24 protein-coding genes and 1 riboswitch are annotated in these 23,892 nt (G+C 72.3%); of the genes, 10 read left to right on the forward strand and 14 right to left on the reverse strand.

The window, feature by feature from the left end; translation table 11 throughout:
- Nucleotides 1-50 precede the first annotated feature (50 nt).
- Both ACLQ3B_RS27150 and ACLQ3B_RS27155 read left to right on the forward strand, forming a co-directional pair.
- Entirely contained in the window at nt 51-1,154 is a 1,104-nt protein-coding gene (locus ACLQ3B_RS27150) for an alpha-hydroxy acid oxidase (RefSeq protein WP_425783539.1), read from the forward strand.
- Between the two features lie 88 nt (nt 1,155-1,242).
- On the forward strand, nt 1,243-1,503 hold the full coding sequence (locus ACLQ3B_RS27155; RefSeq protein WP_425783770.1) for a hypothetical protein: 261 nt from the start codon (nt 1,243-1,245) through the stop codon (nt 1,501-1,503).
- A 101-nt stretch (nt 1,504-1,604) separates the two neighbouring features.
- Here the strand turns inward: ACLQ3B_RS27155 and ACLQ3B_RS27160 are convergent, their stop codons facing one another.
- Nucleotides 1,605-3,041: a glycine hydroxymethyltransferase gene (locus tag ACLQ3B_RS27160; protein WP_425783540.1), complete on the reverse strand. Its 1,437-nt coding sequence runs from the start codon at nt 3,039-3,041 to the stop codon at nt 1,605-1,607.
- A gap of 19 nt (nt 3,042-3,060) precedes the next feature.
- Nucleotides 3,061-3,150: riboswitch (ZMP/ZTP riboswitch) on the reverse strand.
- A 156-nt stretch (nt 3,151-3,306) separates the two neighbouring features.
- On the opposite strand from ACLQ3B_RS27160, the gene ACLQ3B_RS27165 reads away from it, so the two are divergent.
- Nucleotides 3,307-4,113, forward strand: coding sequence for an SDR family NAD(P)-dependent oxidoreductase (locus ACLQ3B_RS27165; RefSeq protein WP_425783541.1), 807 nt, complete (start codon nt 3,307-3,309; stop codon nt 4,111-4,113).
- A gap of 60 nt (nt 4,114-4,173) precedes the next feature.
- Here the strand turns inward: ACLQ3B_RS27165 and ACLQ3B_RS27170 are convergent, their stop codons facing one another.
- From ACLQ3B_RS27170 to ACLQ3B_RS27185, 4 genes are all read right to left on the reverse strand, one after another.
- The gene (locus ACLQ3B_RS27170; RefSeq protein WP_196926788.1) at nt 4,174-4,674 is read right to left on the reverse strand and encodes a hemerythrin domain-containing protein; all 501 of its coding nucleotides are present in this window, start codon (nt 4,672-4,674) and stop codon (nt 4,174-4,176) included.
- Between the two features lie 79 nt (nt 4,675-4,753).
- Nucleotides 4,754-5,623, reverse strand: a complete 870-nt coding sequence (locus ACLQ3B_RS27175) for an NAD(P)H-hydrate dehydratase (RefSeq protein ID WP_425783542.1) — start codon at nt 5,621-5,623, stop codon at nt 4,754-4,756.
- The gene (locus ACLQ3B_RS27180) at nt 5,607-6,338 is read right to left on the reverse strand and encodes a histidine phosphatase family protein (protein ID WP_425783543.1); all 732 of its coding nucleotides are present in this window, start codon (nt 6,336-6,338) and stop codon (nt 5,607-5,609) included. Before ACLQ3B_RS27180 ends, ACLQ3B_RS27175 begins: the two co-directional genes overlap by 17 nt.
- A gap of 45 nt (nt 6,339-6,383) precedes the next feature.
- Complete coding sequence (locus tag ACLQ3B_RS27185; protein ID WP_425783544.1) at nt 6,384-7,655, reverse strand: GNAT family N-acetyltransferase; 1,272 nt, start codon at nt 7,653-7,655, stop codon at nt 6,384-6,386.
- Between the two features lie 46 nt (nt 7,656-7,701).
- Between ACLQ3B_RS27185 and ACLQ3B_RS27190 the strand changes: the two genes are divergently transcribed.
- Nucleotides 7,702-8,673, forward strand: coding sequence for a DNA polymerase domain-containing protein (locus ACLQ3B_RS27190; protein ID WP_425783545.1), 972 nt, complete (start codon nt 7,702-7,704; stop codon nt 8,671-8,673).
- Nucleotides 8,674-8,677: 4 nt separating this feature from the next.
- On the opposite strand, the gene ACLQ3B_RS27195 is transcribed toward ACLQ3B_RS27190, so the two are convergent.
- A complete protein-coding gene (locus tag ACLQ3B_RS27195; RefSeq protein WP_425783771.1) occupies nt 8,678-9,112 on the reverse strand; it encodes an Lrp/AsnC family transcriptional regulator in 435 nt (144 codons plus the stop codon).
- 177 nt (nt 9,113-9,289) lie between these two features.
- Here ACLQ3B_RS27195 and pdhA point away from each other — a divergent pair, with 177 nt between their 5' ends.
- From pdhA to ACLQ3B_RS27215, 4 genes are all read left to right on the forward strand, one after another.
- Nucleotides 9,290-10,456: a pyruvate dehydrogenase (acetyl-transferring) E1 component subunit alpha gene (gene pdhA / locus ACLQ3B_RS27200; RefSeq protein ID WP_425783546.1), complete on the forward strand. Its 1,167-nt coding sequence runs from the start codon at nt 9,290-9,292 to the stop codon at nt 10,454-10,456.
- Entirely contained in the window at nt 10,453-11,457 is a 1,005-nt protein-coding gene (locus tag ACLQ3B_RS27205; RefSeq protein ID WP_425783772.1) for an alpha-ketoacid dehydrogenase subunit beta, read from the forward strand. Before pdhA ends, ACLQ3B_RS27205 begins: the two co-directional genes overlap by 4 nt.
- Complete coding sequence (locus ACLQ3B_RS27210) at nt 11,442-12,848, forward strand: dihydrolipoamide acetyltransferase family protein (protein ID WP_425783773.1); 1,407 nt, start codon at nt 11,442-11,444, stop codon at nt 12,846-12,848. The genes ACLQ3B_RS27205 and ACLQ3B_RS27210 overlap by 16 nt, the downstream gene beginning before the upstream one ends.
- 210 nt (nt 12,849-13,058) lie before the next feature.
- A complete protein-coding gene (locus ACLQ3B_RS27215; RefSeq protein ID WP_425783774.1) occupies nt 13,059-14,738 on the forward strand; it encodes a right-handed parallel beta-helix repeat-containing protein in 1,680 nt (559 codons plus the stop codon).
- A gap of 86 nt (nt 14,739-14,824) precedes the next feature.
- On the opposite strand, the gene ACLQ3B_RS27220 is transcribed toward ACLQ3B_RS27215, so the two are convergent.
- Nucleotides 14,825-16,912 (reverse strand): PQQ-dependent sugar dehydrogenase, encoded by a 2,088-nt coding sequence (locus tag ACLQ3B_RS27220; protein WP_425783547.1) that lies wholly within the window; start codon nt 16,910-16,912, stop codon nt 14,825-14,827.
- A 23-nt stretch (nt 16,913-16,935) separates the two neighbouring features.
- Nucleotides 16,936-17,901 carry a sugar phosphate isomerase/epimerase family protein gene (locus ACLQ3B_RS27225; RefSeq protein ID WP_425783548.1) on the reverse strand — a complete coding sequence of 322 codons (966 nt, stop codon included), beginning with the start codon at nt 17,899-17,901 and terminating at the stop codon, nt 16,936-16,938.
- A gap of 607 nt (nt 17,902-18,508) precedes the next feature.
- On the opposite strand from ACLQ3B_RS27225, the gene ACLQ3B_RS27230 reads away from it, so the two are divergent.
- Nucleotides 18,509-19,777 carry an Ig-like domain-containing protein gene (locus ACLQ3B_RS27230; RefSeq protein WP_425783549.1) on the forward strand — a complete coding sequence of 423 codons (1,269 nt, stop codon included), beginning with the start codon at nt 18,509-18,511 and terminating at the stop codon, nt 19,775-19,777.
- Between the two features lie 76 nt (nt 19,778-19,853).
- Here the strand turns inward: ACLQ3B_RS27230 and ACLQ3B_RS27235 are convergent, their stop codons facing one another.
- Nucleotides 19,854-20,870: an SMP-30/gluconolactonase/LRE family protein gene (locus ACLQ3B_RS27235; protein WP_425783550.1), complete on the reverse strand. Its 1,017-nt coding sequence runs from the start codon at nt 20,868-20,870 to the stop codon at nt 19,854-19,856.
- A gap of 182 nt (nt 20,871-21,052) precedes the next feature.
- Between ACLQ3B_RS27235 and ACLQ3B_RS27240 the strand changes: the two genes are divergently transcribed.
- Nucleotides 21,053-21,439, forward strand: coding sequence for an STAS domain-containing protein (locus ACLQ3B_RS27240; RefSeq protein ID WP_425783551.1), 387 nt, complete (start codon nt 21,053-21,055; stop codon nt 21,437-21,439).
- 73 nt (nt 21,440-21,512) lie between these two features.
- Here ACLQ3B_RS27240 and ACLQ3B_RS27245 read toward each other — a convergent pair whose 3' ends face one another.
- The 5 genes from ACLQ3B_RS27245 to ACLQ3B_RS27265 all read right to left on the reverse strand — a co-directional run bounded on the left by ACLQ3B_RS27245 (nt 21,513) and on the right by ACLQ3B_RS27265 (nt 23,811).
- Nucleotides 21,513-21,905 (reverse strand): FKBP-type peptidyl-prolyl cis-trans isomerase, encoded by a 393-nt coding sequence (locus tag ACLQ3B_RS27245; protein ID WP_327036117.1) that lies wholly within the window; start codon nt 21,903-21,905, stop codon nt 21,513-21,515.
- A 257-nt stretch (nt 21,906-22,162) separates the two neighbouring features.
- The gene (locus ACLQ3B_RS27250; RefSeq protein ID WP_425783552.1) at nt 22,163-22,723 is read right to left on the reverse strand and encodes a hypothetical protein; all 561 of its coding nucleotides are present in this window, start codon (nt 22,721-22,723) and stop codon (nt 22,163-22,165) included.
- Nucleotides 22,720-23,241, reverse strand: a complete 522-nt coding sequence (locus ACLQ3B_RS27255) for a DUF6286 domain-containing protein (RefSeq protein ID WP_425783553.1) — start codon at nt 23,239-23,241, stop codon at nt 22,720-22,722. Before ACLQ3B_RS27255 ends, ACLQ3B_RS27250 begins: the two co-directional genes overlap by 4 nt.
- A 1-nt stretch (nt 23,242) precedes the next feature.
- Nucleotides 23,243-23,623, reverse strand: a complete 381-nt coding sequence (locus ACLQ3B_RS27260; RefSeq protein WP_425783554.1) for an Asp23/Gls24 family envelope stress response protein — start codon at nt 23,621-23,623, stop codon at nt 23,243-23,245.
- The gene (locus ACLQ3B_RS27265) at nt 23,620-23,811 is read right to left on the reverse strand and encodes a hypothetical protein (protein WP_167493000.1); all 192 of its coding nucleotides are present in this window, start codon (nt 23,809-23,811) and stop codon (nt 23,620-23,622) included. Before ACLQ3B_RS27265 ends, ACLQ3B_RS27260 begins: the two co-directional genes overlap by 4 nt.
- Between the last annotated feature and the right edge of the window lie 81 nt (nt 23,812-23,892).

Here is a 23,892-nt window from a genome sequence, read left to right on the forward strand (position 1 = left end):
GGGCGCGGCGGCTGAGCTGACCGAGCCCGCGGCCGCGCCGGGCCCGGGCAATGGGTGAGCAGGTGCTGGCCGGCCCGCCGGCCGTGTCGCTCGCCGACTACGCCGAGCGCGCCCGGGCCGTGCTGCCCCCGGACGTGTGGGACTACCTGGCCGGCGGCAGCGCGTCCGAGGTGACCCTCGCCGCGAACCGACACGCACTGGACCGGGTCGCGGTGCTGCCCCGGGTGCTGCGCGGCGTGGACACGGTCGACCTCGGCACCCGGCTGCTCGGCCGTCGGTACGCCATGCCGGTCGGGGTGGCGCCGATGGCGTACCAGCGGCTCGTGCACCCGGACGGGGAACGGGGTCTCGCGGCGGCGGCCGGTGCCGCCGGGATCCCGTACCTGGCGAGCACGCTGGGCAGCACACCCATCGAACAGGTCACCGGGGCGGGCGCGGACGTCTGGTTCCAGCTCTACTGGCTGCGCGACCGGGCTCTCGTCCGCGACCTGCTGGACCGGGTCGTCGCGGCCGGGTGCCGGGCGCTGGTGGTCACCGTGGACGTCCCGGTGCTCGGTCGACGTCCCCGGGACCTGCGCAACGCGTTCCGGCTGCCGGCCGAGGTGGTCGCCGCGAACCTCCCGGACGGTCGTGACGCGCTGGCGCACTCGGGTGCCCCCGGGGTGTCCGCGATCGCCGCGCACACCGCCGCGTCGTTCGCGCCGGCGCTGCGCTGGGCGGACCTGGCGTGGCTGCGCGAGCAGGTCGACCTGCCACTGGTGGTCAAGGGGCTGCTGGACCCGCGCGACGCGATCGAGGCGGTACGGGTCGGCGCGGACGCGGTGGTCGTCTCCAACCACGGCGGGCGGCAACTGGACGGCTCACCAGCCAGCGTGACCATGCTGCCGGAGGTCGTCGACGCGGTGGGGGACGGCTGCCAGGTGCTGTTGGACAGCGGCATCCGGGGCGGCACCGACGTGCTGCGGGCGCTGGCGTTGGGTGCGGCCGGGGTGCTGGTCGGCCGGCCGCTGCTCTGGGCGCTGGCCGTCGGTGGCGAACCGGCCGCCCGGGACGCGTTGGCGCTGCTCGCCGCCGAGCTGACCGACGCGCTCACCCTGGCCGGCTGCGCGCACACGGTGGCGGCCGGCGAGCTGCGCACCCTCGGGGTGGGGTGAGCGGTGCACCGGGCGGGTTGACACAGCGCGTTCATCGGATGGCAATGCGCGACGACCCGCGTGTCGACGTCCTGGATGGACGGTCATAATAAGCCGCATGGTTGCCTGGGAGTACGCCCTGCTCGTCCGTCGCTATCAGGGACAGGGTCGCAATTTTCACGTCTCGTTCGTCTGGTACGCGCCGGACGGGTCCCGTAAGGACATCACCGCCTACGGCGACACCGCCATCGCGCACCTCAACCGCGCCGGTCGGGAGGGGTGGGAGCTCGTCTCCGCCGCCGAGGACGTCAACAACGTCCAGGGCAGCACCGAAGTCCACCGATACCACCTGAAGCGCCCCCTGGTCTGACGGTCGCGCCCCCCGCGTCGATCATGGAGTTGTGGTGGTGGACGACTGTCGCGTACCAGCCCGGATCGGGCACCACAACTCCATGATCGACGGAAGCGGGGCTAGGCCAGGTCGATGCCGGGGTAGAGGGGGTAGGTGGCCAGCAGGTCGGTGGCCTGGCGGGCGACCTTGTCGGCGAGGCCGGGGTCCAGGGTGTACTTCGCCTTCGACGGGGTGCCGTCGGCGTTGGCGCCGGCGGTGGTCTGGGTCAGCACGGTGTGGATCAGCTCGGCGGTCTGGTCCATTTCGGCGGCGCCGAGGCCCCGGGTGGTCAGCGCCGGGGTGCCGATCCGGATGCCGGACGTGTACCAGGCCCCGTTCGGGTCCTGGGGGACCGAGTTGCGGTTGGTGACGATGCCCGAGTCGAGGAGAGCCTGCTCGGCCTGCCGGCCGGTGAGCCCGTAGCCGGACACGTCGATGAGCACCAGGTGGTTGTCGGTGCCACCGGTGACGAGCGTCGCGCCCCGGCTCAGCAGCCCCTCGGCGAGCGCCTGCGAGTTGTCGACGATCCGCTGGGCGTAGTCGGCGAAGTCGGGCCGGCGGGCCTCGGCGAGCGCGACCGCCTTGGCGGCCATCACGTGCGGCAGCGGCCCACCGAGCACCATCGGGCAGCCCCGGTCCACCTGGTCGGCCAGCTCGGGCTGGCAGAGCACCATGCCGCCGCGCGGGCCGCGCAGCGACTTGTGGGTGGTGGTCGTGACGATGTGCGCGTGCGGCACCGGGTCGAAGTCGCCGGTGAACACCTTGCCGGCCACCAGGCCCGCGAAGTGCGCCATGTCGACCATGAAGGTGGCGCCGACCGAGTCGGCGATCTCGCGCAGGATCCGGAAGTTCACCTTCCGGGGGTACGCCGAGTAGCCGCCCACCAGGATCAGCGGCTTGAACTCGCGGGCGGCCTCGGCCACCCAGTCGTAGTCGATCAGGCCGGTCGCCGGGTCGGTGCCGTAGCTGCGCTGGTCGAACATCTTGCCGGAGATGTTCGGCCGGAAGCCGTGGGTGAGGTGGCCGCCGGCGTCCAGCGACATGCCGAGCATCCGCTGGTTGCCCAACTCACGGCGCAGGGCGAACCAGTCGGCCTCGGTGAGGTCGTTGACCTGACGGACCTGGGCCTTCTTCAGGGCGGGGGACTCTACCCGGTCGGCCAGCACCGCCCAGAACGCGACAAGGTTGGCGTCGATGCCCGAGTGCGGCTGCACGTACGCGTGCGCGGCGCCGAACAGCTCCCGGGCGTGCTCGGCGGCGAGCGCCTCGACCGTGTCGACGTTCTGACAACCGGCGTAGAAGCGGCGGCCGACGGTGCCCTCGGCGTACTTGTCGCTGAACCAGTTGCCCATGGCCAGCAGGGTCGCCGGGGAGGCGTAGTTCTCGCTGGCGATCAGCTTGAGCGACTCCCGTTGGTCGGTCAGCTCGGCGCCGATGGCGTCGGCCACCCGCGGCTCGACAGCCCGGATCACCTCAAGGGCACTACGGAATGCGGTGGACTCGGCGTTGCGGGACATGCGACCTCCAACAGACGTGCGGGAAGGCCCAGGCGCTCGGCAGACGTCCACGTGACGAGGCCGCTCCCCGATGGTTGTCCATCCCCACGCGCCAGTAACGGCCTGCGCCGATCCTACCGGGCCGGGCCTGGCCGTTCGGGCCGCCCTCCGGGTGTCGGCCCACCGACGGGATTGGGCGGTCCGTCGCGGGGCACTCGGTAGGTGACCACCGCACCGCCGCGGTGCGGCCAGGGTTCGCACGGTTCGCACAGAAGGAGCCAAGATCATGACCACACCCACCTCCAACCGGCCCCTCGCGCTGGTGACCGGGGCCTCCAGCGGGATCGGGTACGAGCTGGCGGCGCAGTTCGTCGAGCACGGCTTCGACCTGGTCATCGCCGCCGAGGACGACGGCATCGACGTGGCGGCACAGAGGCTGCGCCGCGACGGCGGCCCGCAGATCTGGTCGATCCGCGTCGACCTGGCCCGGGAGCAGGGCGTCGCGGAGCTGGTGGCCGCCGTCACCGCGACCGGACGGCCGCTGGACGCGCTGGCGCTCAACGCCGGTCGCGGCGCCGGTGGGGCCTTCGTCGGCGGCACCGACCTCGCCGACGAGCTGGAGATCGTCGACCTCAACGTGCGCTCGACGGTGCACCTGGCGAAGCGGTTGCTGCCTGGGATGGTCGAGCAGGGTGCGGGCCGGGTCCTCTTCACCTCGTCGATCGCCTCCACCATGCCGGGGCCGTTCCAGGCGGTCTACAACGCGTCGAAGTCGTTCGTGCAGTCCTTCGCCGAGGCGCTGCGCAACGAGTTGAAGGACACCGGTGTCACGGTGACCGCGCTGATGCCCGGGCCGACCGACACGGAGTTCTTCGAGCGGGCCGACATGGCGCACACCCGGGTGGGCGCGGGCCGCAAGGACGACCCCGCGAAGGTCGCCGCGCAGGGCTTCGAGGCGATGATGAAGGGTGATCAGACGGTCACCGCCGGCTCGCTGATGAACAAGGTGCAGACCGCCGCCGGCAAGATCATTCCGGACAAGCTCAAGTCCGAGCAGCACCGCAGGATGGCCGAGCCGGGATCGGGAAGCTGACCCGCGGCGCACGACGAAGGGCCCGGCAGGATGCCGGGCCCTTCGCTGTGAGCGGGTGCCTCAGGCCGTCACCGCATCGAGCGCCTTCTTGATCGCCTTCGGCGCGGTGGGGGTACGCGGCGCGTCCGCGCGCAGCGCGATCATCTTCTCGCCGATCTCCTGAAGCTGCTTGCGGCCCAGCGCGTCGCGGACCTTGGGGAACCACTCCTCCTCTTCCTCCTCGACGTGGTGGGTGACGTTCTCGATCAGCACCGTCGTCTTGGCGTTGAACCGCTCGTCGTCGGCGTCCATGCTGGCCAACTCGGCGCAGAGCACATCGGCGACGTGGTGTTCCTCGTACGACTCGAGGATGTCGTCCTCCAGGTCGGGCAGCAGCCGGCGGACCTCCGGGTACATCACCTCGTTCTCCAGATAGGTGTGCACCGTCAGCGCCTCCAGGATCTGGTCCACCAGCTTCTGCCGCTGGCTCGCCGGCCCCTCCTCGGCGTCCTGGAAGGCCTTGAACAGGCGGCGCATCTCCTTGTGGTCCTCTTTGAGCAGGACGATGGCATCGGTCGACACCGGTATGACCTCCCTGAAAAGTCTCGGTTGGTGGAGTTCCGGTACCCCCACGCCGAATGCGGAAACAGGTGAAACCACCTCAGACCATGGCCAGGGTGCGGGGGATCTCCTCGAGCAGTTCCCGAGCCAGGAAGCCGATCCGGCCGTAGCGGGGGATCAGCCGCTGGCCGCTCACCGAGTGCGCGAACGAGCCCCAGCAGGCCGCCTGCGCCGGGTCGGCGCCCCGGGACAGCAGCCCCGCCAACAACCCGGCGAGCACGTCCCCGCTGCCGGAGGTGCCCAGCCCGGCGTCGCCGCTCTCCTCCCGCCAACCCCGCCCGTCCGGGGCGGCCACGTGCCCGTACAGCGACACGACCGCCTCGTACCGGTCGGCCAACTCGGCCGCCTCGGTGTCCAGGTCGTCGCCCGGGTCCCGTCCGAGCAGGTGCGCGGCCTCGGTGACGTTGGGGGTGAGCACCACGGGCCGACCCGAGCCGACCAGCAGGTCCGGTGCGTGGCTGAGCGCACCGAGGGCGTACGCGTCGAGCACCAGCGACGTGTCCGGACGGGCCGCCTCCAGGACCAGGCCCAACAGGCGGTTCGTCTCGTCGATCGCCTTCAGGCCCGGGCCGAGCGTCACCACGTCCGCCTGCGCGACCAGGTCACCGAGTTGGCCGTCCCGGTCGGCGGCCACCGCGCCGTCGGCGGTCTCCGGCAGACCGACCACCAGCGCCTCGGGCACCTGGATGCTCAGTGCGGCGGCGCTCGACTCGGCGGCGGCGAGTTGGAGCACCCCGGCGCCGGCGCGTAACGCGGCCACCCCGGCGAGCAGCACCGCGCCCGGCGTGAAGCGGGAACCGCCGACCACCAGCACGGTGCCCCGACTCTCCTTCCCACCAACCGGCACCGGCAGCGCCCAGTCCCGCAACAGCCCCGGCGTGATCACCTTGACCTCAGACCGGCTCGGCATGGATCTCGTCCTCCCTGGTCGGCTGGGCACCCTGCTGACACAGGTGCTCGACATCGTTGAAGGCGGTGAGCCTCAGTCGGGCCTCGTCGTCCGCCGACCACTCGGTGATCGAACAGTTGGCGATCACGTCCTGCCGGGTGAGCGCCATCAGCTCGTCCTCGGTCAACCCCTCCACCAGATAGCGAAGCAGGAAGACCAGCGCGTCGTGACCGAAGAGCAGCACCCGGCAACCCTCGTGGTCGCGGCGCAGGTCGCCCAGCAGCGTCCGCAGCCGCAACGCCACGTCCGTCCAGGACTCCCCGCCCGGCGGCCGGTAGTAGAACTTGCCCAACCGCTCCCGACGGTCGGCCTCGTCCGGGTACCGCCGCCGCACCCCGCGCCCGGTCAACCCGTCGAGGATGCCCAGCTCCCGGTCGCGCAGCCGCTCGTCGCGGTGGACGGGAATGTCGGTGCCGGCCAGGGCCAGCCGGGAGGTCTGCACCGCGCGCAGGTACGGCGACACCACCGCCACATCCGGGCGCTTCGCGTCCGGCAGGTCGGCCAGCCACCGGCCGGTCGCCCGAGCCTGCTCCTCGCCGGTCGGGGAGAGCGGCACGTCGGCGTCGCGGTGGGTGAGGTCGATCAGCTCCGCGCCCGACGCCTCGGCCTGCGTCGCCGCGACGTTCGCGGTGCTCTCGCCGTGTCGGACGATCCAGAGGGTTGCCAGTTCCGCCATGCGGCCCCCCTACCCGGCGCGAGCATCCGGTAATCGGACCGCCGTCTAGCGGCGGCTCTGCCAGGGACGCGGCCCCGCCTGGGCTGTCGACTCGTCGCGCCGGCGGAAGAGGTACGTGAAGGACTGGGCGGCCAGGGCCAGGAGTACCGCTCCCGTCCAGGCCCAGGGGACCGCCGGAGCGGAGTGGCGTACGGCGAGGACGCCGAGCACCGGCGCGGCGGCGACGACGAGGGACAGGGCGGTCGTGCTGACGGTTTGTCGGAAGCGCGCCGAGATGGCGAAGGTCGACCGGTCGTAGACGAGCAGGGCGGCGCCGAAGAGGGCTGCGGCCGCCAGGGCCACGGCCACCGAGGAGGTGATCTTCGCGAAGGTGACAGGTAGGGCGATGAGGAAGGGGAAGACACCGCCGAACTCCGACAGCACGTTGCCCCACTTGGTGTACCGGCCGAAACTGTTGGTGCGCAGCCGGGCCAGCTCACCGGAGGTGTTGGCATAGATGATCAGCGACGCGGTGGTGGCCAGGGCCGAGCACATCAGCAGCACCCGTACCCCGTCGGGATAGGCAGGGGAGGCGAACGACAGGCCGAGCACGAACGCGATCGAGGCCAGGATGCCGCTGGCGAAGGTGATCCCGGCGGCGCTCTCGTCGGACTGCAGGGCCGCGAAGTCTTCCTTCTCGAACCGGGACAGCTCCAGGGCCGGCCCGGCGGGCAGGTTCACCAGTCCCGTGATGACGTTCTGCTCGCCGGCCAGCAGCGTGGCGATCTGCGCCGACGCGGCAACCGGGATCAGATAGCGCTCGTCGGCGTCGACGTACTCCACACGTGACTTGTGCTGGCAGTAGTAGCGGTCGCGGCCCGGGCCGAAGTAGTCAGGCACGATGGTGCGCACGACGAACCCGCGGGACAGCAGCAACCCGAGCATGGCCAGGTTCTCCGGGCTGGTCACCGTGGAGATGGTCGGGTGGGGCTGCGCCCCGACCGCCCGTGCCCGGGCCACGAAGTCGTCGAGCAGTGCCGCGCCCACACCGGTGCGCCGCTGATCCGGGTGCACCCCGAGCCCGCTCAGGTAGAGGTGATGGGCGGTCGGCAACTCGTACTGGAGGAAGCCGACGATCTGCGTGCCGGCACGGACCACCCGGACGTGCCCGGCCGCCACGCCGTTCTCGATCTCGCTCGGCGCCGCTGGCTCGTACGCCGGGTCGCCGGGCGGGAAGCAGAGCGCGTCGAGGGCGAGCAGGGCGGGGATGTCCTCGGTCGACGCGTCGTCGATCCGGACGGTGGCTGCCCCGCCCGATCCGGTTTTCTGCTGGCGCACGACGCCATCCTGCCCGACCGGGTCAACCGCCGCGTACCCTCGTGGCGTGGCCACGGCGCCGGCGGAGATCCAGGTGGGGGAGCGGCTGGTCCGCGTCTCCAGCCCCGACAAGCCGTACTTTCCCGAGCGAGGGCTGACCAAGCTGGACGTGGTCCGCTACTTCCTGGCGGTGGGTGACGGCATCCTGCGCGCGCTGCGGGATCGACCGACCATGCTGGAACGCTGGCCCCGCGGCGTCTTCGAGGGCGCGACGATCGCCACCCGGCAGACCAACCGGGGCGACGCGTTCTACCAGAAGCGGCTGCCGGCGGGCGCGCCCGAGTGGGTGCGGACCGCGCACATCACCTTCCCCAGTGGCCGCACCGCCGACGAGGTCGCGCCGAGCGAGTTGGCCGTGGTCATCTGGGCCGCCAACCTGGGCACCCTGAGGTTCCACCCGTGGCCGGTCACCGCCGCCGACGTGGAACGCCCCGACCAGCTGCGCATCGACCTGGACCCGATGCCCGGCGTCGGCTTCGAGCAGGTGGTGCCGGTGGCCCACGAGGTGCGGGCGTTCCTCGCCGAGCTGGGCATGACCGGCTACCCGAAGACCACCGGCGGTCGGGGCCTGCACGTCTACCTGTCGATCGAGCCGCGGTGGAGCTTCGGTGACTGCCGTCGGGCGGTGCTCGCGCTGGGCCGGGAGATGCAGCGCCGGCTGCCGGACCTGGTCACCACCACCTGGTGGCGCGAGCAGAGGGACCGGCCCGTCTTCGTCGACTACAACCAGATGGCCCGCGACCACACGGTGACCTCGGCGTACTCGATCCGGCCCACGCCGGCCGCGCTGGTCTCCGCACCCCTGGACTGGTCGGAGCTGGACCACGTCCGCCCGGAGGACTTCGACGTGCTCAGCATGCCGGCCCGGTTCGCCGAGCGCGGCGACCCGCACGCCGGCCTGGACGGTGACCGGCACTCGCTGGAACCGCTGCTGGAGCTGGCCGACCGCGACGGGCTGGAGGCCCCGCCGGAGCGCTGAGCGGTCACGCCCAGGGGCTGCCCGCCCCGTCGAACTCCTCGAAGACCAGCCAGGTGCGGGTGGACAGCACCCCGGGAATGCTCTGCACCCGGCCCAGCACCACGTCGCGCAGCGCCGCGTTGTCCGGCGCGCGCACCAGCGCGAGCACGTCGTGGTCACCGCCGAGCAGCGCGGCGTGCTCGATGTAGCGCACCTGGGCCAGCTCGGCCGACACCTCCCGCCAGGTGTTCTGCTCGATGGTCAGGGCGATGTACGCCGACGTGCCCAGCCCGGCCGCCTCGGGCGCCACCTGGGCCCGGAACCCGGTGATCACCCCGTCGCGGAGCAACCGCTCCACCCGCGCGTACGCGTTGGTGCGGGAGATGTGGATCCGTTCGGCGAGGGTGCGCACCGACGTCCGACCGTCGCGGACCAGCTCGTCGAGGATCCGCCGGTCCACCTCGTCCAGGGCTCGGGCCGATCGTCCCGATCCCGCGCCCCGGCTCGCTTCGTCGGCGGTCTCCTGGCTCACTGACCGGACCTCCGCATGCCAACCGTCCCGCCTTCCGTGTCGATCTTGAGTCAATCATCCACAAGCGGAAGCATAGGCTCACCACACGTCCCAGGAGGTTCCGCCGTGACGACCACTCCCCAGGCGGTCCGCAGGGCATCCCCGCGCGCCCGTCGAACGGTCACCCCGCCCGACCCGGCGCGCTCGTTGCTACCGGACGCCGAGCCGGTCCGCCTGCTCGCCGAGAACGGCACGCCGCTGCCCGCCCGTGCCGACTACCCCGAACCACCCGCCGAGGTGCTGCGCGAGCTGTACCGCCGGATGGTCCTCGGCCGCCGCTTCGACACCCAGGCGACCGCCCTGACCAAGCAGGGCCGGCTCGCCGTCTACCCGTCCTCGCGAGGCCAGGAGGCCTGTCAGGTCGGCGCGGTGCTCGCGGTCCGCGACACCGACTGGGTCTTCCCCACGTACCGCGAGTCGATGGCGCTGGTTGCCCGGGGCATCGACCCGGTCGAGGTGCTCACCCTCCTGCGCGGCGACTGGCACTGCGGCTACGACCCGACCGAGGTACACACCGCCCCGCAGTGCACCCCGCTGGCCACCCAGTGCGTGCACGCCGCCGGGCTGGCGCACGGCGAGGCGTACCAGGGTCGCGACACCGTCGCGTTGGCCTTCATCGGCGACGGCGCCACCAGCGAGGGCGACTTCCACGAGGGGATCAACTTCGCCGCCGTGTTCAAGGCGCCGGTGGTCTACTTCGTGCAGAACAACAGGTACGCGATCAGCGTCCCGCTGTCGCGGCAGACCGCCGCGCCGTCGCTGGCCTACAAGGGCGTCGGCTACGGCGTACCCAGCGAGCAGGTCGACGGCAACGACCCGGTCGCGGTGCTCGCCGTGCTCACCCGCGCGGTCGCCCACGCCCGCGCCGGCAAGGGGCCGTTCCTGGTGGAGGCGCACACCTACCGGATGGAGCCGCACACCAACGCCGACGACGCCAGTCGCTACCGCGACGGCGCCGAGGTCGACGCCTGGCGGGACCGGGACCCGGTGGCCCGGCTGGAGACCTACCTGCGGGCCCGCGGTGTGCTCGACGACGCGGCGGTCGCCGAGATCGCCGAGCAGGCCGAGGCGTACGCGGCGGACCTGCGGACCCGGATGAACGAGCAGCCCACGGTCGACCCGCTGAGCCTCTTCGACCACGTCTACGCCGAGCCCACCCCGCAGCTGATCGAACAGCGCGAGCAGGTCCGCGCCGAGCTGGCCGCCGCCCACGCCGAGCAGGGTGACGCCTGATGGCCACCACCATGGCGAAGGCGCTCAACACCGCTCTGGCCGACGCGCTCGCCGCCGACGACCGGGTCGTCGTCTTCGGTGAGGACGTCGGCGCGCTCGGCGGCGTCTTCCGGATCACCGACGGCCTGCAGGCCCGCTTCGGCGAGAACCGCTGCTTCGACACCCCCCTCGCCGAGGCCGGCATCGTCGGCTTCGCCGTCGGCATGGCCATGTCCGGCCTACGCCCGGTGGTCGAGATGCAGTTCGACGCGTTCGCGTACCCGGCGTTCGAGCAGATCGCCTCGCACGTGGCGAAGCTGCGCAACCGCACCCGGGGCGCGCTGAGCGTGCCGATCGTCATCCGCGTGCCGTACGCGGGCGGGATCGGCGGAGTCGAGCACCACTGCGACTCGTCCGAGGCGTACTACGCGCACACCCCCGGGCTGAAGGTGGTCACCCCGGCGACCGTCGACGACGCGTACTCGCTGCTGCGCGAGGCGATCGAGGACCCCGACCCGGTGGTCTTCATGGAGCCCAAGAAGCTCTACTTCGCCAGCGACGAGGCGTCGCTGCCGACCCGCACCGAACCGTTCGGCCGGGCCGTCGTGCGCCGTCCCGGACGCGACGCCACACTTGTGGCGTACGGGCCGGCGGTGCCGGTCGCGCTGGAGGCCGCCGAGGCCGCCCGGGAGGAGGGATGGGACCTGGAGGTCGTCGACGTGCGCACGATCGTGCCGTTCGACGACGCCACCATCACCGCCTCGGTCCGACGCACCGGCCGGTGCGTGGTGATCCAGGAGGCGCCCGGCTTCGCGGGCGTCGGCGCCGAGATCGCCGCCCGGGTGCAGGAGCGCTGCTTCCACGCGCTGCACGCCCCGGTGCTGCGGGTCGCCGGGTTGGACATCCCGTACCCGGCGCCGATGCTGGAGCACACCCACCTGCCCGGCGTGGACCGGGTGCTCGACGCGGTGGCCCGCCTGCAGTGGGACGACCAGCCGGACGCGCGTTGGGCGGCGGCATGACCACCGTCGGACGGACACAGGTCTTCCTCCTGCCCGACCTGGGCGAAGGGCTGAGCGAAGCCGAGATCGTCGAGTGGCGGGTCGCCGTCGGTGACGTGGTCACTGTCGACCAGAGCGTGGTCGAGGTGGAGACCGCCAAGGCCGTCGTCGACGTGCCCTGCCCGTACGCCGGCCGGGTGGTCACCCTGCACGGCGCGGCCGGTGAGGTACGCCCGGTCGGCCAACCGTTGATCACCATCGCGCCGCTGGACGGGGGCGACGAGCCCGCCGGGCACGCCACCTACCGCGAGGAGGAGCGGGCCGGCTCCGGCAACGTGCTGATCGGGTACGGCACCGGCCACGGCAACACCACACGCCGTCGGCGTCGGCCCCGGCTGGCGGTGGCCCCCGAACCAGCCGACGCCGACCCGACCGGCGACGCGACAGGCGACCCGACCGGCGGCACCGGCGCGGCCACCGGTGGCGCGCCCGACGCGGGTGCCGGATCGGGCGACCCGGCGCGGTCGCCCGCCGCCCTGGTCATCTCGCCGATCGTGCGGCGGCTGGCCCGCGAGCACGGTGTCGACCTCGCCACGGTGCGGGGCACCGGGCCCGGCGGCGTGATCCGGCGCGCCGACGTGGAGGCCGCGCTGACCGTGCCGGCCGCCCGGCTCGCCGCCGTTCCGGACCCGCAGCCCGGGTCGGCGCCGGTCGGGGACGACGACGTGATCGTCCCGCTCACCGGGGTCCGCAAGGTCATCGCCGACAAGCTCTCCCGCAGCCGGCGGGAGATCCCGGAGGTGACCATCTGGGTCGACGTGGACGCCACCGGGCTGCTGGAGACCCGCGCCGCGATCAACGCGGCGACGCCCGACGCGCCGGTGAGCATCCTGGCCCTGCTGGCCCGGATCTGCCTCAGCGGACTGCGCAGGTTCCCGCAGCTCAACGCCCGGGTCGACACCGAGGGCCAGCGGATCATCCAGTCCGCCGGGGTGCACCTCGGCATCGCCGCGCAGACCGACCGGGGCCTGCTGGTGCCGGTCCTGCGCGACGCCCAGCGGCTCACCACCGCCGAGCTGGCCGCCGAACTGGCAGCGACCACCACCGCCGCGCGAGCCGGCAGCCTGCCCCCGGCCCGGCTGACCGGCGGCACCTTCACGCTGAACAACTACGGGGTGTTCGGCGTCGACGGCTCCACGCCGATCATCAACCACCCGGAGGCGGCCCTACTCGGGGTCGGGCGGATCGTGGACAAGCCGTGGGTGGTCGACGGGCAACTCGCCGTCCGCAAGGTGACCCAGCTCAGCCTCACCTTCGACCACCGGGTCTGCGACGGCGGGGTGGCCGGTGGCTTCCTGCGGCACGTCGCCGACTGCGTGGAGCGCCCGGCGCTGCTGATCGCCGCCGTCTGACGCGTACCCCGGCCCCGGCGCTGCCCGTGCGGCGCCGGGGCCGGCGCACGTCCGGGGTTTCCCGGCGGTGCCAGCGGGCCGGGTTTCCCGGCGGTGTCATCGGGCCGGGTTTCCCGGCGGTGTCATCGGGCCGGGTTTCCCGGCGGTGCCAGCGGGAAGTCGGCCCCGCCGGAGCGCACCGAACGCGTCGAAGGGAGCCGGCCTGTGGCCGTGGCGAACGAGCTGCTGCTGAACTCGGTCCGGGTACGACGACCCGCCTCGGCCGGCGCGCCGCTGTACTGCGACGCGCTGGAGTACGGGCTGACCGGTGACGGCTCGACGAACGACCAGCCGGCGCTGGCCGCCCTCGTGGACCGCCTCGGCGCCGGCTACGCCTCGGACGGGCGAGCCCGGGTCATCTACTGCCCGCCGGGCATCTACTCGATCCGGGACGCGGGCACGGTGTGGCGCAGCGGCGTGTCGCTGATCGGGGCCGGCCCGGCGGCGACCCGGTTCATGCTCAGCAACGAGGGCAACCGGGCCGACCCCACCCCGTTGGCCTTCTGGACCACGGTGCAGCACGGCGCCGACCGGGACCGGCACATCGCCGACTGCACCTTCTCCGACTTCCAGATCGACGGCTCCGGCGTCGCCATGGCCGAGTACAACTACCTGGCCAAGGGCCTCGGCCTCCAGTACGTGGTGCGGGGCGTCTTTCGCAACCTCTACATCCACCACACCGCGGCCACCGGGCTGGGCTGCGACTTCCTCCAGGACTCGCTGATCGACGGCGTGGTCGTGGTCGGCTGCGGCCGACTGGACAACGGCGAGCAGATGGGCGGCGCCGGCATCGGGATCGGCATCGGCGGCTGGGGAGACGTGGAGCGGCTGACCATCGCCAACTGCACAGCCCTGGCCAACGGCACCAACGGCATCTTCCTGGAACTGCAGAAGGACTACTGGGCGCCACCGCGCGGCTACCGCATCATCGGCTGCCACAGTCAGGGCAACCGCTTCGGCATCTCCGACTGGGGCGCCGACGGCCTGATCGTCTCTGCCTGCACGATGACCGGCAACCTGGAGACCGGATTCGACGTGTCGGCGCAGGGCACCTCGTCCGTGGCCGGTCGGGGCGGCCTGCTCACCGACTGCGTCATCGACGGCAACATGTGCGACGGGGTCAGCCTCGGCAACAGCCCCGGCCCGTACACCGTCCGAGGCAACCGGATCAGCGGCAACGGTCGGCACGGCTATCACGCGCACGACCTCGGGCGCGGCTACCGGGGCTCGATCCGGGACGTGGTGATCGAGAGCAACGAGTTCTGGGGCAACGGGCTGGACGCGGTCCGGATCGACCACCAGATGACCGACGCGGTGCTGCTCAACAACCGGATCCGCAACAACGGACGGCAGTACGGCGAGGGCACCGGGGGCGCGGGTGACGCCGTCCGCTACGGCGAGCGGTGCCTGGTGGACCGGTCGGCCGCCTGGCCGCACGACGGGCACCGGGGAAAGGTCCTGCGGGTCGGGAAGACCGTTGCCATGGTGGCCTCCAACACCGGCGACGAACTCACGCTCGCCCCGGTCCGCCCGGACGCGTTCTCCGCGTGGAGCGGGGACGTGCCACCGCCGGGACGCGCGTACGAACTGGCCGCCGCGCCCCAGCTGCGGGCCGGCATCACCATCGACGCGCCGTTCGACTCGGCCACCATCCGGGGCAACCGGATCTGGGACAACCACGACGACCAGACCCAGACCCACGGGCTGTGGATCACCGGACGTGGTAGCTGCGTGGACTGCCGGGTCGAGGACAACGACCTGGCCGGCAACGCCGACGAGGGGATGCGACTGGACACCCCGCCGGTGGGTGGACGGTGGCGGGACAACCACGTGGACAGCGACTGGAGCTGAGCGGCTCCGCTTCTGGCTCGAAGCTGAACGACGTGCGGCGGCGGCCGGAGTTGATCCGACCGCCGCCGCTGTCCTGAGGGAGCTGATCAGCCGGCCAGACCGGCCACCGGGGTCGGGTCCAGCACGACCGTGGCCGAGCCCGACTGCGCGGGGTTGCCCGCGTCGGTGTACTCCGCGACGAACACGGCGGTCAGGTTGTCCGCACCGCTGTGCCCACCGTCGAGGAACGTGGGAATGGTCCCGGAGCAACCCGTCGAGGTGGAGAGCGGGTGCCCGTGCTCGTCGTGCCCGAGCACGTAGGTGACCTTCACCTTGGAGCAGTCCACCGGCAGGTCGTCGGTGACCTTCACCTCGTACGCGACCGTCTGCCCGAACTGGAACGGCTGCCCGGCCTCGGGGGTGACGAACTCGACGACCGGCGCGGTCGGCCCGACCACGAGCGGCAGTGATGCCGAGGCGGACCGTCCGGTGCGGTCGGTCACCTTCAGCGTCGGCGTGTACGAGCCGTTCTCCGGGAACGTCCAGGTCGCGTTCGGAGCGGTGCTGTCCACCGAACCGTCCGCGTTGAAGTCCCACGCGTAGCTGAGCTTGTCACCGTCCGGGTCGGTGGTGCCGGCGCTGGAGAATTCGACGGTCAGCGGGGCTTGCCCCACGGTCGGCGTACCGCTGATCTTCGGGATCGGCGTCCGGTTGCCGCGGACGAAGTCGATCCGGGACAGCTGGGCGTCCGGGTTCTCGGCGAAGTAGCCGTCGCCGTACTCCAGGACGTAGAGCGCGCCGTCCGGGCCGAACTCCATGTCCATCGGATTGTCCACCACCAGCGACGGTGCCACCGGACGGATGTCCTGCACGTCGCCGTCGGAGTCGAGGCGGAACTCCTTGATGTAGTCGCGGGTCCACTCGTAGAACAGCGGCACCCCGTCGTAGTAGGCCGGCCAGCGGGTACGCGACGTGCTGGTGCCGTCGTACTCGTACGCCGGGCCGCCCATCGGGGCGATGCCGCCGGTGCCCAGCTGCGGGAACTCGGCCGAGGCGGCGGCCGCGTACCAGACCTGCGGCTGCTCGACCGGCGGCAGCACGCGCTTGCCGGTGTTGTGCGGAGAGTCGTTGACCGGGCGCTTGCAGTTGAACTTTGCGCCGGACTCACCGGTGGCGAAGTCGTAGTCGCGGTAGGCGATCGTCGGCGTCACGCAGTACGGCCAGCCGTAGTTCGCCGGCTTGTCGACGAGCATCCACCGGCCGTGCCCGGCCGGCCCGCGCTCGGGGTTCGGGTTGGAGGCGTCCGGGGAGTAGTCGCCCACGTACACGTTGTCGGTACGCCTGTCGACGGCGAACCGGAACGCGTTGCGCAGCCCCATCGCGTAGATCTCCGGGCGGGTCTGCGCCGTGCCGGCCTTGAACAGGTTGCCGGCCGGCACCGTGTAGCCGCCACCGTTCTTCACCTTGATGCGCAGCAGCTTGCCGCGCAGGTCGTTGGTGTTGGCCGCGGTGCGCTGGGCGTCGAAGGCCGGGTTGCGGTCGGCCCGCTCGTCGATCGGGATGTAGCCGTCGGAGGCGAAGGGGTTGGTGTCGTCACCTGTCGAGAGGTACAGGTTGCCCTTGCTGTCAAAGTCGATCTGGCCGCCGACGTGGCAGCAGATGCCCCGGTCGGTCGGCACGTCGATGATCTGCTGCTCGCTGGCGAGGTTGAGCTTCGTCCCGTCCAGCTTGAACCGGGACAGCCGCAGCGCGCCCTTGAACGGCTGCCAGTCCGCCTCGGTGCCGGTCTCCGGCGCGTCCCCCTCGTTGACGCCCGGGGTCGCCGGGTCGTCCACGGGCGTGTTCATCGGCGGCGAGTAGTAGAGGTAGACCCACTTGTTCTGGGCGAAGTTCGGGTCGATGGCGACCCCCTGCAAACCCTCCTCGTCGTGCTCGTACACCGGGATGTCGGCGGCGAGGGTGTTCAGCCCGGTGCGCGGGTCGTGGATGCGGACCTCACCGGTGCGGGAGGTGTGCAGCACCCGCAGGTCGGGCAGGACGGCGAGGCTCATCGGCTCGCCCGGGAAGTCGTTGAGTGTCACTTTCTGGAAGCTGGTGTCCGGCGGCGGGGCCGGCGCTGCGGCCGCTGCCGACGGTGGTACGACCAGGCCGGCCGTTACCAGCAACAGGGCGGACGCGAATGCGGTCCTGTTCATCAAGTGTGTCCCCCGGGGTGGTTTCAGTACCGAAGTGAAGCGAGATAGTCGAAGCCGACGCGAGCGGTGTCCAGGGCGTCGGCGGGGGAGCGCGGCGCGGTGCCCGCGTCGTCACGCTCCACGATGTACTCCTCGATGCCGGCCTCCCGCTCGTGGGCGAAGATGCGGCCGAAGTCGATGACGCCGTCGCCGAGGTCGGCGAAGCCACCCTCGACGTCGAGGTCCTTGACGTGCACCTGGCGGATCCGACCGCGGTTGGCCCGGAACACGTCGACCGGGTCGTGGGCGCCGCGCCAGGTCCAGTAGAGGTCGAGCTCGAAGTGGACCAGCCGGGGGTCGGTCTGCGAGGTGAGGATGTCGAACCCGGTCGAGCCGCCGGTCAGCGGCACGAACTCGAGCTGGTGGTTGTGGTAGCCGAAGTCGAGCCCCGCGCGCTCGGCGAGCCGACCGGCGCGGTTCAGGTCCCGGGCCAGGGCCCGGTAGACGGCGGCGTCCCGGATCGGCTGACCGCTCGCGTCCCGACCGAAGTAGGGGTGGACGATCTTCTTGCAGCCCACCACGTTGGCGTCGGCGAGGGCCTGCTCCCAGGTGGCGGCGTCGAACGGCTGTGGGATGCCGACGTGCCCGGAGGTGGAACGCAGCCCCGCCTCGTCGAGCGCGGCCCGGAACTGTGCGGCGGTGCGTCCGACGAAACCGGCGTGCTCCACTCGCCGGTAACCGATCCGGCGCAGCGCGTCCAGGCTGCCGGGCAGGTCGGCGGCGAGCTGGTCGCGCAGCGTGTAGAGCTGAATGCTGATCCGGTCCACCGGCACCCGACGGCGGCCCTGGGCCTGCTGGCCGGACGCGGCGGGAGCGGCGGAGGCCGGACCGGCGAGCAGACCGGCGGCGCCGACAGCGGCAGCGGAGACGGTCGCGGCGCGAAGCACTCCACGCCGGCTGACCGGCTCGGATGCCGGTGTCGGCCCCGGTCGGTTGAGTTGTTGATCCATGGTGGTGGTCCCTTCCTGACGGCTGGTACGCCGTCGGCGGCGGTCGACCTGACTGCCGTCTGCCGGGCGCGCCGAACTGGCCGGAGGCGGGCTCCGGCTGGACGGTGATGGACGACGCGCGGGTGCGGCCCGGACCCATCGGGAGCGGAACGCGGCGACCCGGCAGAGGTGGCGGCAAGTTGATCGACGAATGGGCAACCCTCTATCTAGATCGTGACCTTACCCGTGCCTCAGGACGAAGGCAAAGCTTCGTCGCGTTCGGCAGAAGTTTCGCTCCAGCTGACAAAAGTCCGCCCACGAGGTGCGCCACCCGGCGTGACCTTCTACTTCCCGCCCCCACCGCACCGGGCGCGATCCGCCCGCCCCGGCCTCGTCCGCCCGACCCCGGCGCATGATCCACTCGCCGTCATTCGGACAGTCGACGTCGGGCCGCTCAAGCGGAGCAGAGGGCACGACATGGGTCGGTTGAGCCCCTGTTCTGCCAACTGGAACATTGTCGGAAAATGCGCCGGTAAATGCGCCGACGATTATTTCTGAATACCGCGGATACTCCTGTCGAGCAGGTCAGAATGTGGCGGAGGGAAGTCGAAAACGGGGGGACAGAAACATGACGTCTAGGCGGCGATTGACGCTGTTGGCGGTAACCATCGCAGCCGCACCGCTCGCCCTGGGTGCGTGCACCGCCGACCGGGATTCGGCGACCGGCTCGGCGAAGAAGCACGCCGCCGCGCCGGAACTCGCCGTGACGCCGGGGGACAAGGCCCGGGACGTCCCGGTCAGCGCCGAGGTGGGCACCGTGGTCAAGGGCGGGCGGGTCACCGGCGTACGCCTCACCGACGACAAGGGCAAGCAGGTCGGCGCCGAGCCGCGCGAGGACGGCTCCGGCTGGGTGCCGAGCGCTCCGCTGCAACCACGACGGACCTACACCGCCGAGGTGACCGCGACCGGTGACTCCGGCGTCACCACCACCCGCACCACCACGTTCACGACGATGGCAAAATCGACAAAACCACAGATCACCAGCACCCTCTATTTCGTCGGCAAACGGACGTACGGCACGGCGATGCCGGTAACGGTGGCGTTCGACCCGGGCATTCCGAAAGAGGCCAGAGCGGATGTCCAGCGGCGGTTGTTCGTAAAGACCAATCCGCCGCAGCCGGGCACCTGGTCGTGGCTCGATGACGGCAGTCAGGTCTATTACCGCGCACCCGATTTCTGGAAGCCGGGCACCACCATCAGCGTCCGGGCCGGTCTGGAGGGTCTGCCGATCGGAAAGGACCGGGTCGGCGACGCCGAGCGGACCGCGACCTCCACGATCGGACGACAGGTCTCGCTGGAGATCGACAACGCCACCAAGCAGATGACCGTGCTGCGCGACGGCAAACAGGTCCGCCGGATCCCGGTCAGCCTGGGTAAGCCGAGCACGCCGAGTTCCAGCGGCAAAATGGTGATCATGGAGAAGCACGAGCGGGTCACCTTCGACACCCGGGGTGAGCCGGACGGCGGCTACGTGGTCGACGTCGACGACGCCCAGCGCTACACCTGGGGCGGCGAGTTCATCCACTCCGCCCCCTGGTCGGAGGGGGACCAGGGCAACGCCAACGTCTCGCACGGTTGCGCGAACGTCTCCGCCACGGCGGCCGACTGGTTGATGGGGGTGACGCAGGTCGGTGACCTGGTCACCGTCAAGGGCACCGAGGTGGAGTTGCAGCCGGGCAACGGCTGGACCGCCTGGAACGTGAGCTGGGACGAGTTCGCCCGGGGCAGTGCCCTGCCGGTGCCGCCGGGGCTCAAGCCCGCACCTGTCGCCCCGGCGCATCCGGGCGCGGTGGCCGGCGGATCACCCGCACCGGCACCCTCGGTCAGCGGCCGCTGAGACACCGCCTGCGGCACGACGGGGCCGGCCCGCCACGACGGCGGACCGGCCCCGTCGCCGCCCGTGGCCACGGCCATCACCCCAGGGGTACGCGGGCCACCCCGGAGCCGGTCAGGCTGCCCAGCCAGAGCTGGTCGCCGTGCTGGCGTACCCCCGTGATCATCGAGTAGTGGCCGTTCGGACCGTGCAGTGTCCGGCGGACCGCGCCCGTGCCGTCGACGAGCGCGACAAGCCCGTAGCGGCGAGGCTGCGGCTGCATCGCGTCGGGCAGCAGGGCGGCGATCTGGCGTAGCCGCGGATGGGGCAGCAGCCGCTCGGCGATCGGCACCCGTGGGCTGGGCAGCGCGATCCAGTACGTCCCGTCACCCACCGAGGCGAGATTGTCCGGGTACGCGGGCAGGTCGGCGAGGACCCGCACACCGCCGTTCAGCTCGACGCGTAGCAGGCGGTGGGTGCTGGTCTCCACGAGCATCAGCGCCGACTCGTCCGGGGTCAGCGCGATCCCGTTGGGGAAGTACAGCCCCTCGGTCACCACCTCGGTGCGGCCGCTGCCCGGATGGTGGGCCAACACCCGACCGTTGGGGCGGTGCTCCAGCAGGTCCCGTTTCCAGTGTGAGACCGGAAACCGGTCCGAGCTGTCGGTGAAGTAGATGGTGCCGTCCCGGCCCACGGTCGCGTTGTTGGCCAGATACACCGAGGGTCCCGTTCCGGTCAGTTCGCGTACCGCGCCGTCCGGCGTGACCCGCAGCAACCCGCGGTACGCGTCGCAGACCACCAGGGCCTCGCCGGTCGGGTCCAGCTCGATGCCGAGCGGACGGCCCCCGGTCTCGGCCAGCAGTTGGGGTCGGCTGCCGGCAAGCGCGTCGACCGGCCACCACCAGAGCCGACCGTCCTCGTCGCCACTGATCACCCGCCCGGCACCGTCGACCAGCACGTCCTCGGGACCGACGGCGCCGACGGGGAGGGGGAGCACCTCGGCGTGGTCGAGCCGGCGGTCGGTGGGGGCCCACGCCCCGGCCAGCGCCGGAGGCGTGGTCGCCGGCTCGCGGACGGGACGGATCAGCCGGGGCGGCCGGGGCCGGGGGATCAGCATCGGCCTATCCTCCACCCGGTTGTCGGCCGACTCCGCGTTCCGCGCCCGCTCGGCGTGCCGCCCGGACCCCGGGACTCCACCCCGAGAGGGAGGTGGGGTACCTCGGGGTATGCCCCTGGGCGTACCCGGAATCACTCCGTGGAGGGGCGAAAGTGTCGGTGGTGGGGGCTAGATTTCTGGACATGGAAGAGCACAGCGACCGGCTCGACGTGCAGGTCAGCGTGGGTGACCAGGTGGTCCTCATGCGGGTGGCCGGCGAGATCGACATCGCCACGGTGGCCGCGTTCCGGTCCGCGCTGTGGTCCGCGCCGGCCCGCCGGGTGGTTCACCTGGAGTTGTCCGGGCTGCGGCTGCTCTCCGCCGCTGGCGTTCGCACGCTGCTCGCCGCGCATCTGCGCGTGCGGGCCTGTGGTGGCGAGTTGGTCCTGGTCGACCCGAGCCCGGTGGTGGCGCGGGTGCTGCGCGTCAGCGGGCTGCACCGCGTGATGGCGATTCTGGAGCCGGCCGCGGCGATCGAGGCCGCGCGTCGCCCGGTGGTCGCGACCACCGACCTGCAACTGGCCGCCTGACCCCCGGCCCACGAGGTGGGCACCGGGGGTCGGCGCGGGGCCGCCGGCGTGGGCCGGCGACCCCGACGATCGGTCAGTTCACGCCGAGCAGGTCGACGACGAAGACCAGCGTCTCGCCCGGCTTGATGACGCCTCCGGCGCCCCGGTCGCCGTACCCCAGGTGCGGCGGGATGATCAGGCGGCGGCGACCGCCGACCCGCATGCCGGCTACGCCCTGGTCCCAGCCGGCGATGACCTGACCGCCGCCGAGCGGAAACTCGAACGCCTGGCCCCGGTTCCAGGACGAGTCGAACTCGCCGCCGGTGGAGTACGACACGCCGACGTAGTGCACGCTGACCAACTGGCCCGGCTCGGCCTGCGGGCCGTCGCCCACGGTGATGTCCTCGATAACGAGGTCGGCCGGCGGTGCACCCTCGATCGGACCAACCTCGGGCTTACCCGATTGGGCGCCTGCTGCCTGGTTCATGCGGGGATCTCCTGCCGTGTTGGGTGATGTGTCCGGTCACCGTCGATCCTGCCGGATCACCCGGCGCCGATGTGCGGCGGACCCACCACCCGGTCCGCAGCCCACGACGACCGGTTCACCGCTCGGGTGGCCGGCGCGTGGCGACGTTGCTGCTGGCCTTCGCCGGGCTGAAGCTGATCCTCGCCGTGGTGGCGCTGACCCCGGCGGTCTCCATCGGCGCCAGCACCCTGGCCGCCCACCGCCGACCCGCGCCGGCTTCAGGGGTGGGCGGGCTCGATACGGGCCGTCACGTCGAGGTGCGCGGGCTGGCAGCCGGTCGTCGCCGCGAATCGACGGACCGCGGCGCGAACGTGCTCCCGTACGCCGGCGGTCGGCGCGTCGGCGGTGAGGTCCACCCGGATCCACACGTCGGGGTGCGGTGGCGCGCCGGTGAGCACCACCCGGGCTCGGCGTACCCCGGGGTTGCCGGTCAGGTCGCGTACCAGCGCGTCGGTGAGTACGTCGGCGGCCAGCCGGGTCCGGCCCGGCCGACGTCCGGGGTGGCTCAGAGTGCCGCGCAGCGTGCCGCCCGGGCCCCGCAACTCCCGGGCCAGCAGGCGCTGTCCGGCCAGCGCGAGCAGCGCCCCGGCGACGGTCGCGGCCAGGGTGCTCCACGGCGCGGCCAGCCGCCACCGGTCGACCAGTTCGGCGCTGAGCAGCACCGTCGCCGGATCGACGCCGGGCAGCGTGCCGAGGTTGGCCGCCAGCGCCGTCGCGCCGCCCGCCACCAGCAGCAGCGCGATGATGGTCCACAGCAGTCGGTGCCCGGCGTTGGTCACGCCGGCCGTCGCCGAGGCAGCAGCCGGACGTCGATCCGGGCGGGGCGGGGCGCGGTGAGCCGGTGCAACTCCTGGTGCACGGCGAACTCGATCTCCGCCCGGGCCGCCGGGTCGCCTGTCGCGCGGACCCGGGGACGCCACTGGCCGCCGCGGCGTCGGACCCGGACCCGGGCGCGGCGGACGCCCGGTACCGCGCTGGCGGCGTCAGCGAGCCGCCGCTCCACACAGCGCCGGTGCAGATACCAGCCGTCGCGTTCGTCGGTGCGCAGGCGGATCGGTGTCCACCGGCGCAGTTGGGCGACGAGGCCGGCCAGGCCCAGCAGCAGCGCCCCGCCGGCCACGGCCCGGACCGTGGGGTCGCGCCACCGGGCGCCGCTCAGCGCGTCGAACCAGCCGGTGGTGTCGAGCGGCGTCGGGCGGCGCAGGGTGAGCAGCAACGCCTGGACGGCCACCGCCGTGCCGCCGATGAGCAGGGCGGTGGCCAGCAGCAACGAGGCGACCCGGTTGGCGGTGCGCATCTCAGCCGTCCTCCGGTGCGGTGGTGTCGGCTCCGGGCCCGTCGACGCCGGGAACGAGCAGGTCGTCCACGGTGACGGTCACCAGCGCCACGCTGAGCCCGGTCTGGGCGGCCACCCGGTCGGCGACCACCGCCCGAACCGTCTCGGCGATCGTCGGCACGCTGTGGCCGTACCAGGTGATGAGGTGCAGGTCGAGTCCGACGGACCGGTCGTCCAGGCGGACCGCCGCCGGGCGCACGACGGACACGCCCGGTACGAGGCTGGCCGCCTGCACCGCGATCCGCGCGACGTCCGCCGCGTCGCCCGGGCGGCGCTCCGAAGCGGTGGTCCCGGTGGTCAGTCCGGTGCTGGGGTTCGTCCCCGTGGACGGGCGGGTGGTCATCGGCGTCGCCGAGCGTCGGCGCGGCGGTCGCCGAGACCGGTCAGCGCGAGGTCGCCGTCGAGCACCCGGACGACCAGCCAGCCGAGCAGGCCGGCGAGCACGGCGAGGGCGGCCACGCCGACACCGGCGAGCGCCCAGACCGCCACGGCGAGAAACCCGGCGAGGAAGCCGAACTGCTGTCGCGACATGGTCACCTCCGGACCGGTCGGGTACCGGCGGTCGCTGGATACACCCGGCGGCCATCCCTGGAACGTCGGCGCTAGTGTGAT

The sequence above is a fragment of the Micromonospora sp. DT53 genome, from assembly GCF_049841535.1.
Taxonomy (GTDB): Bacteria; Actinomycetota; Actinomycetes; order Mycobacteriales; family Micromonosporaceae; genus Micromonospora.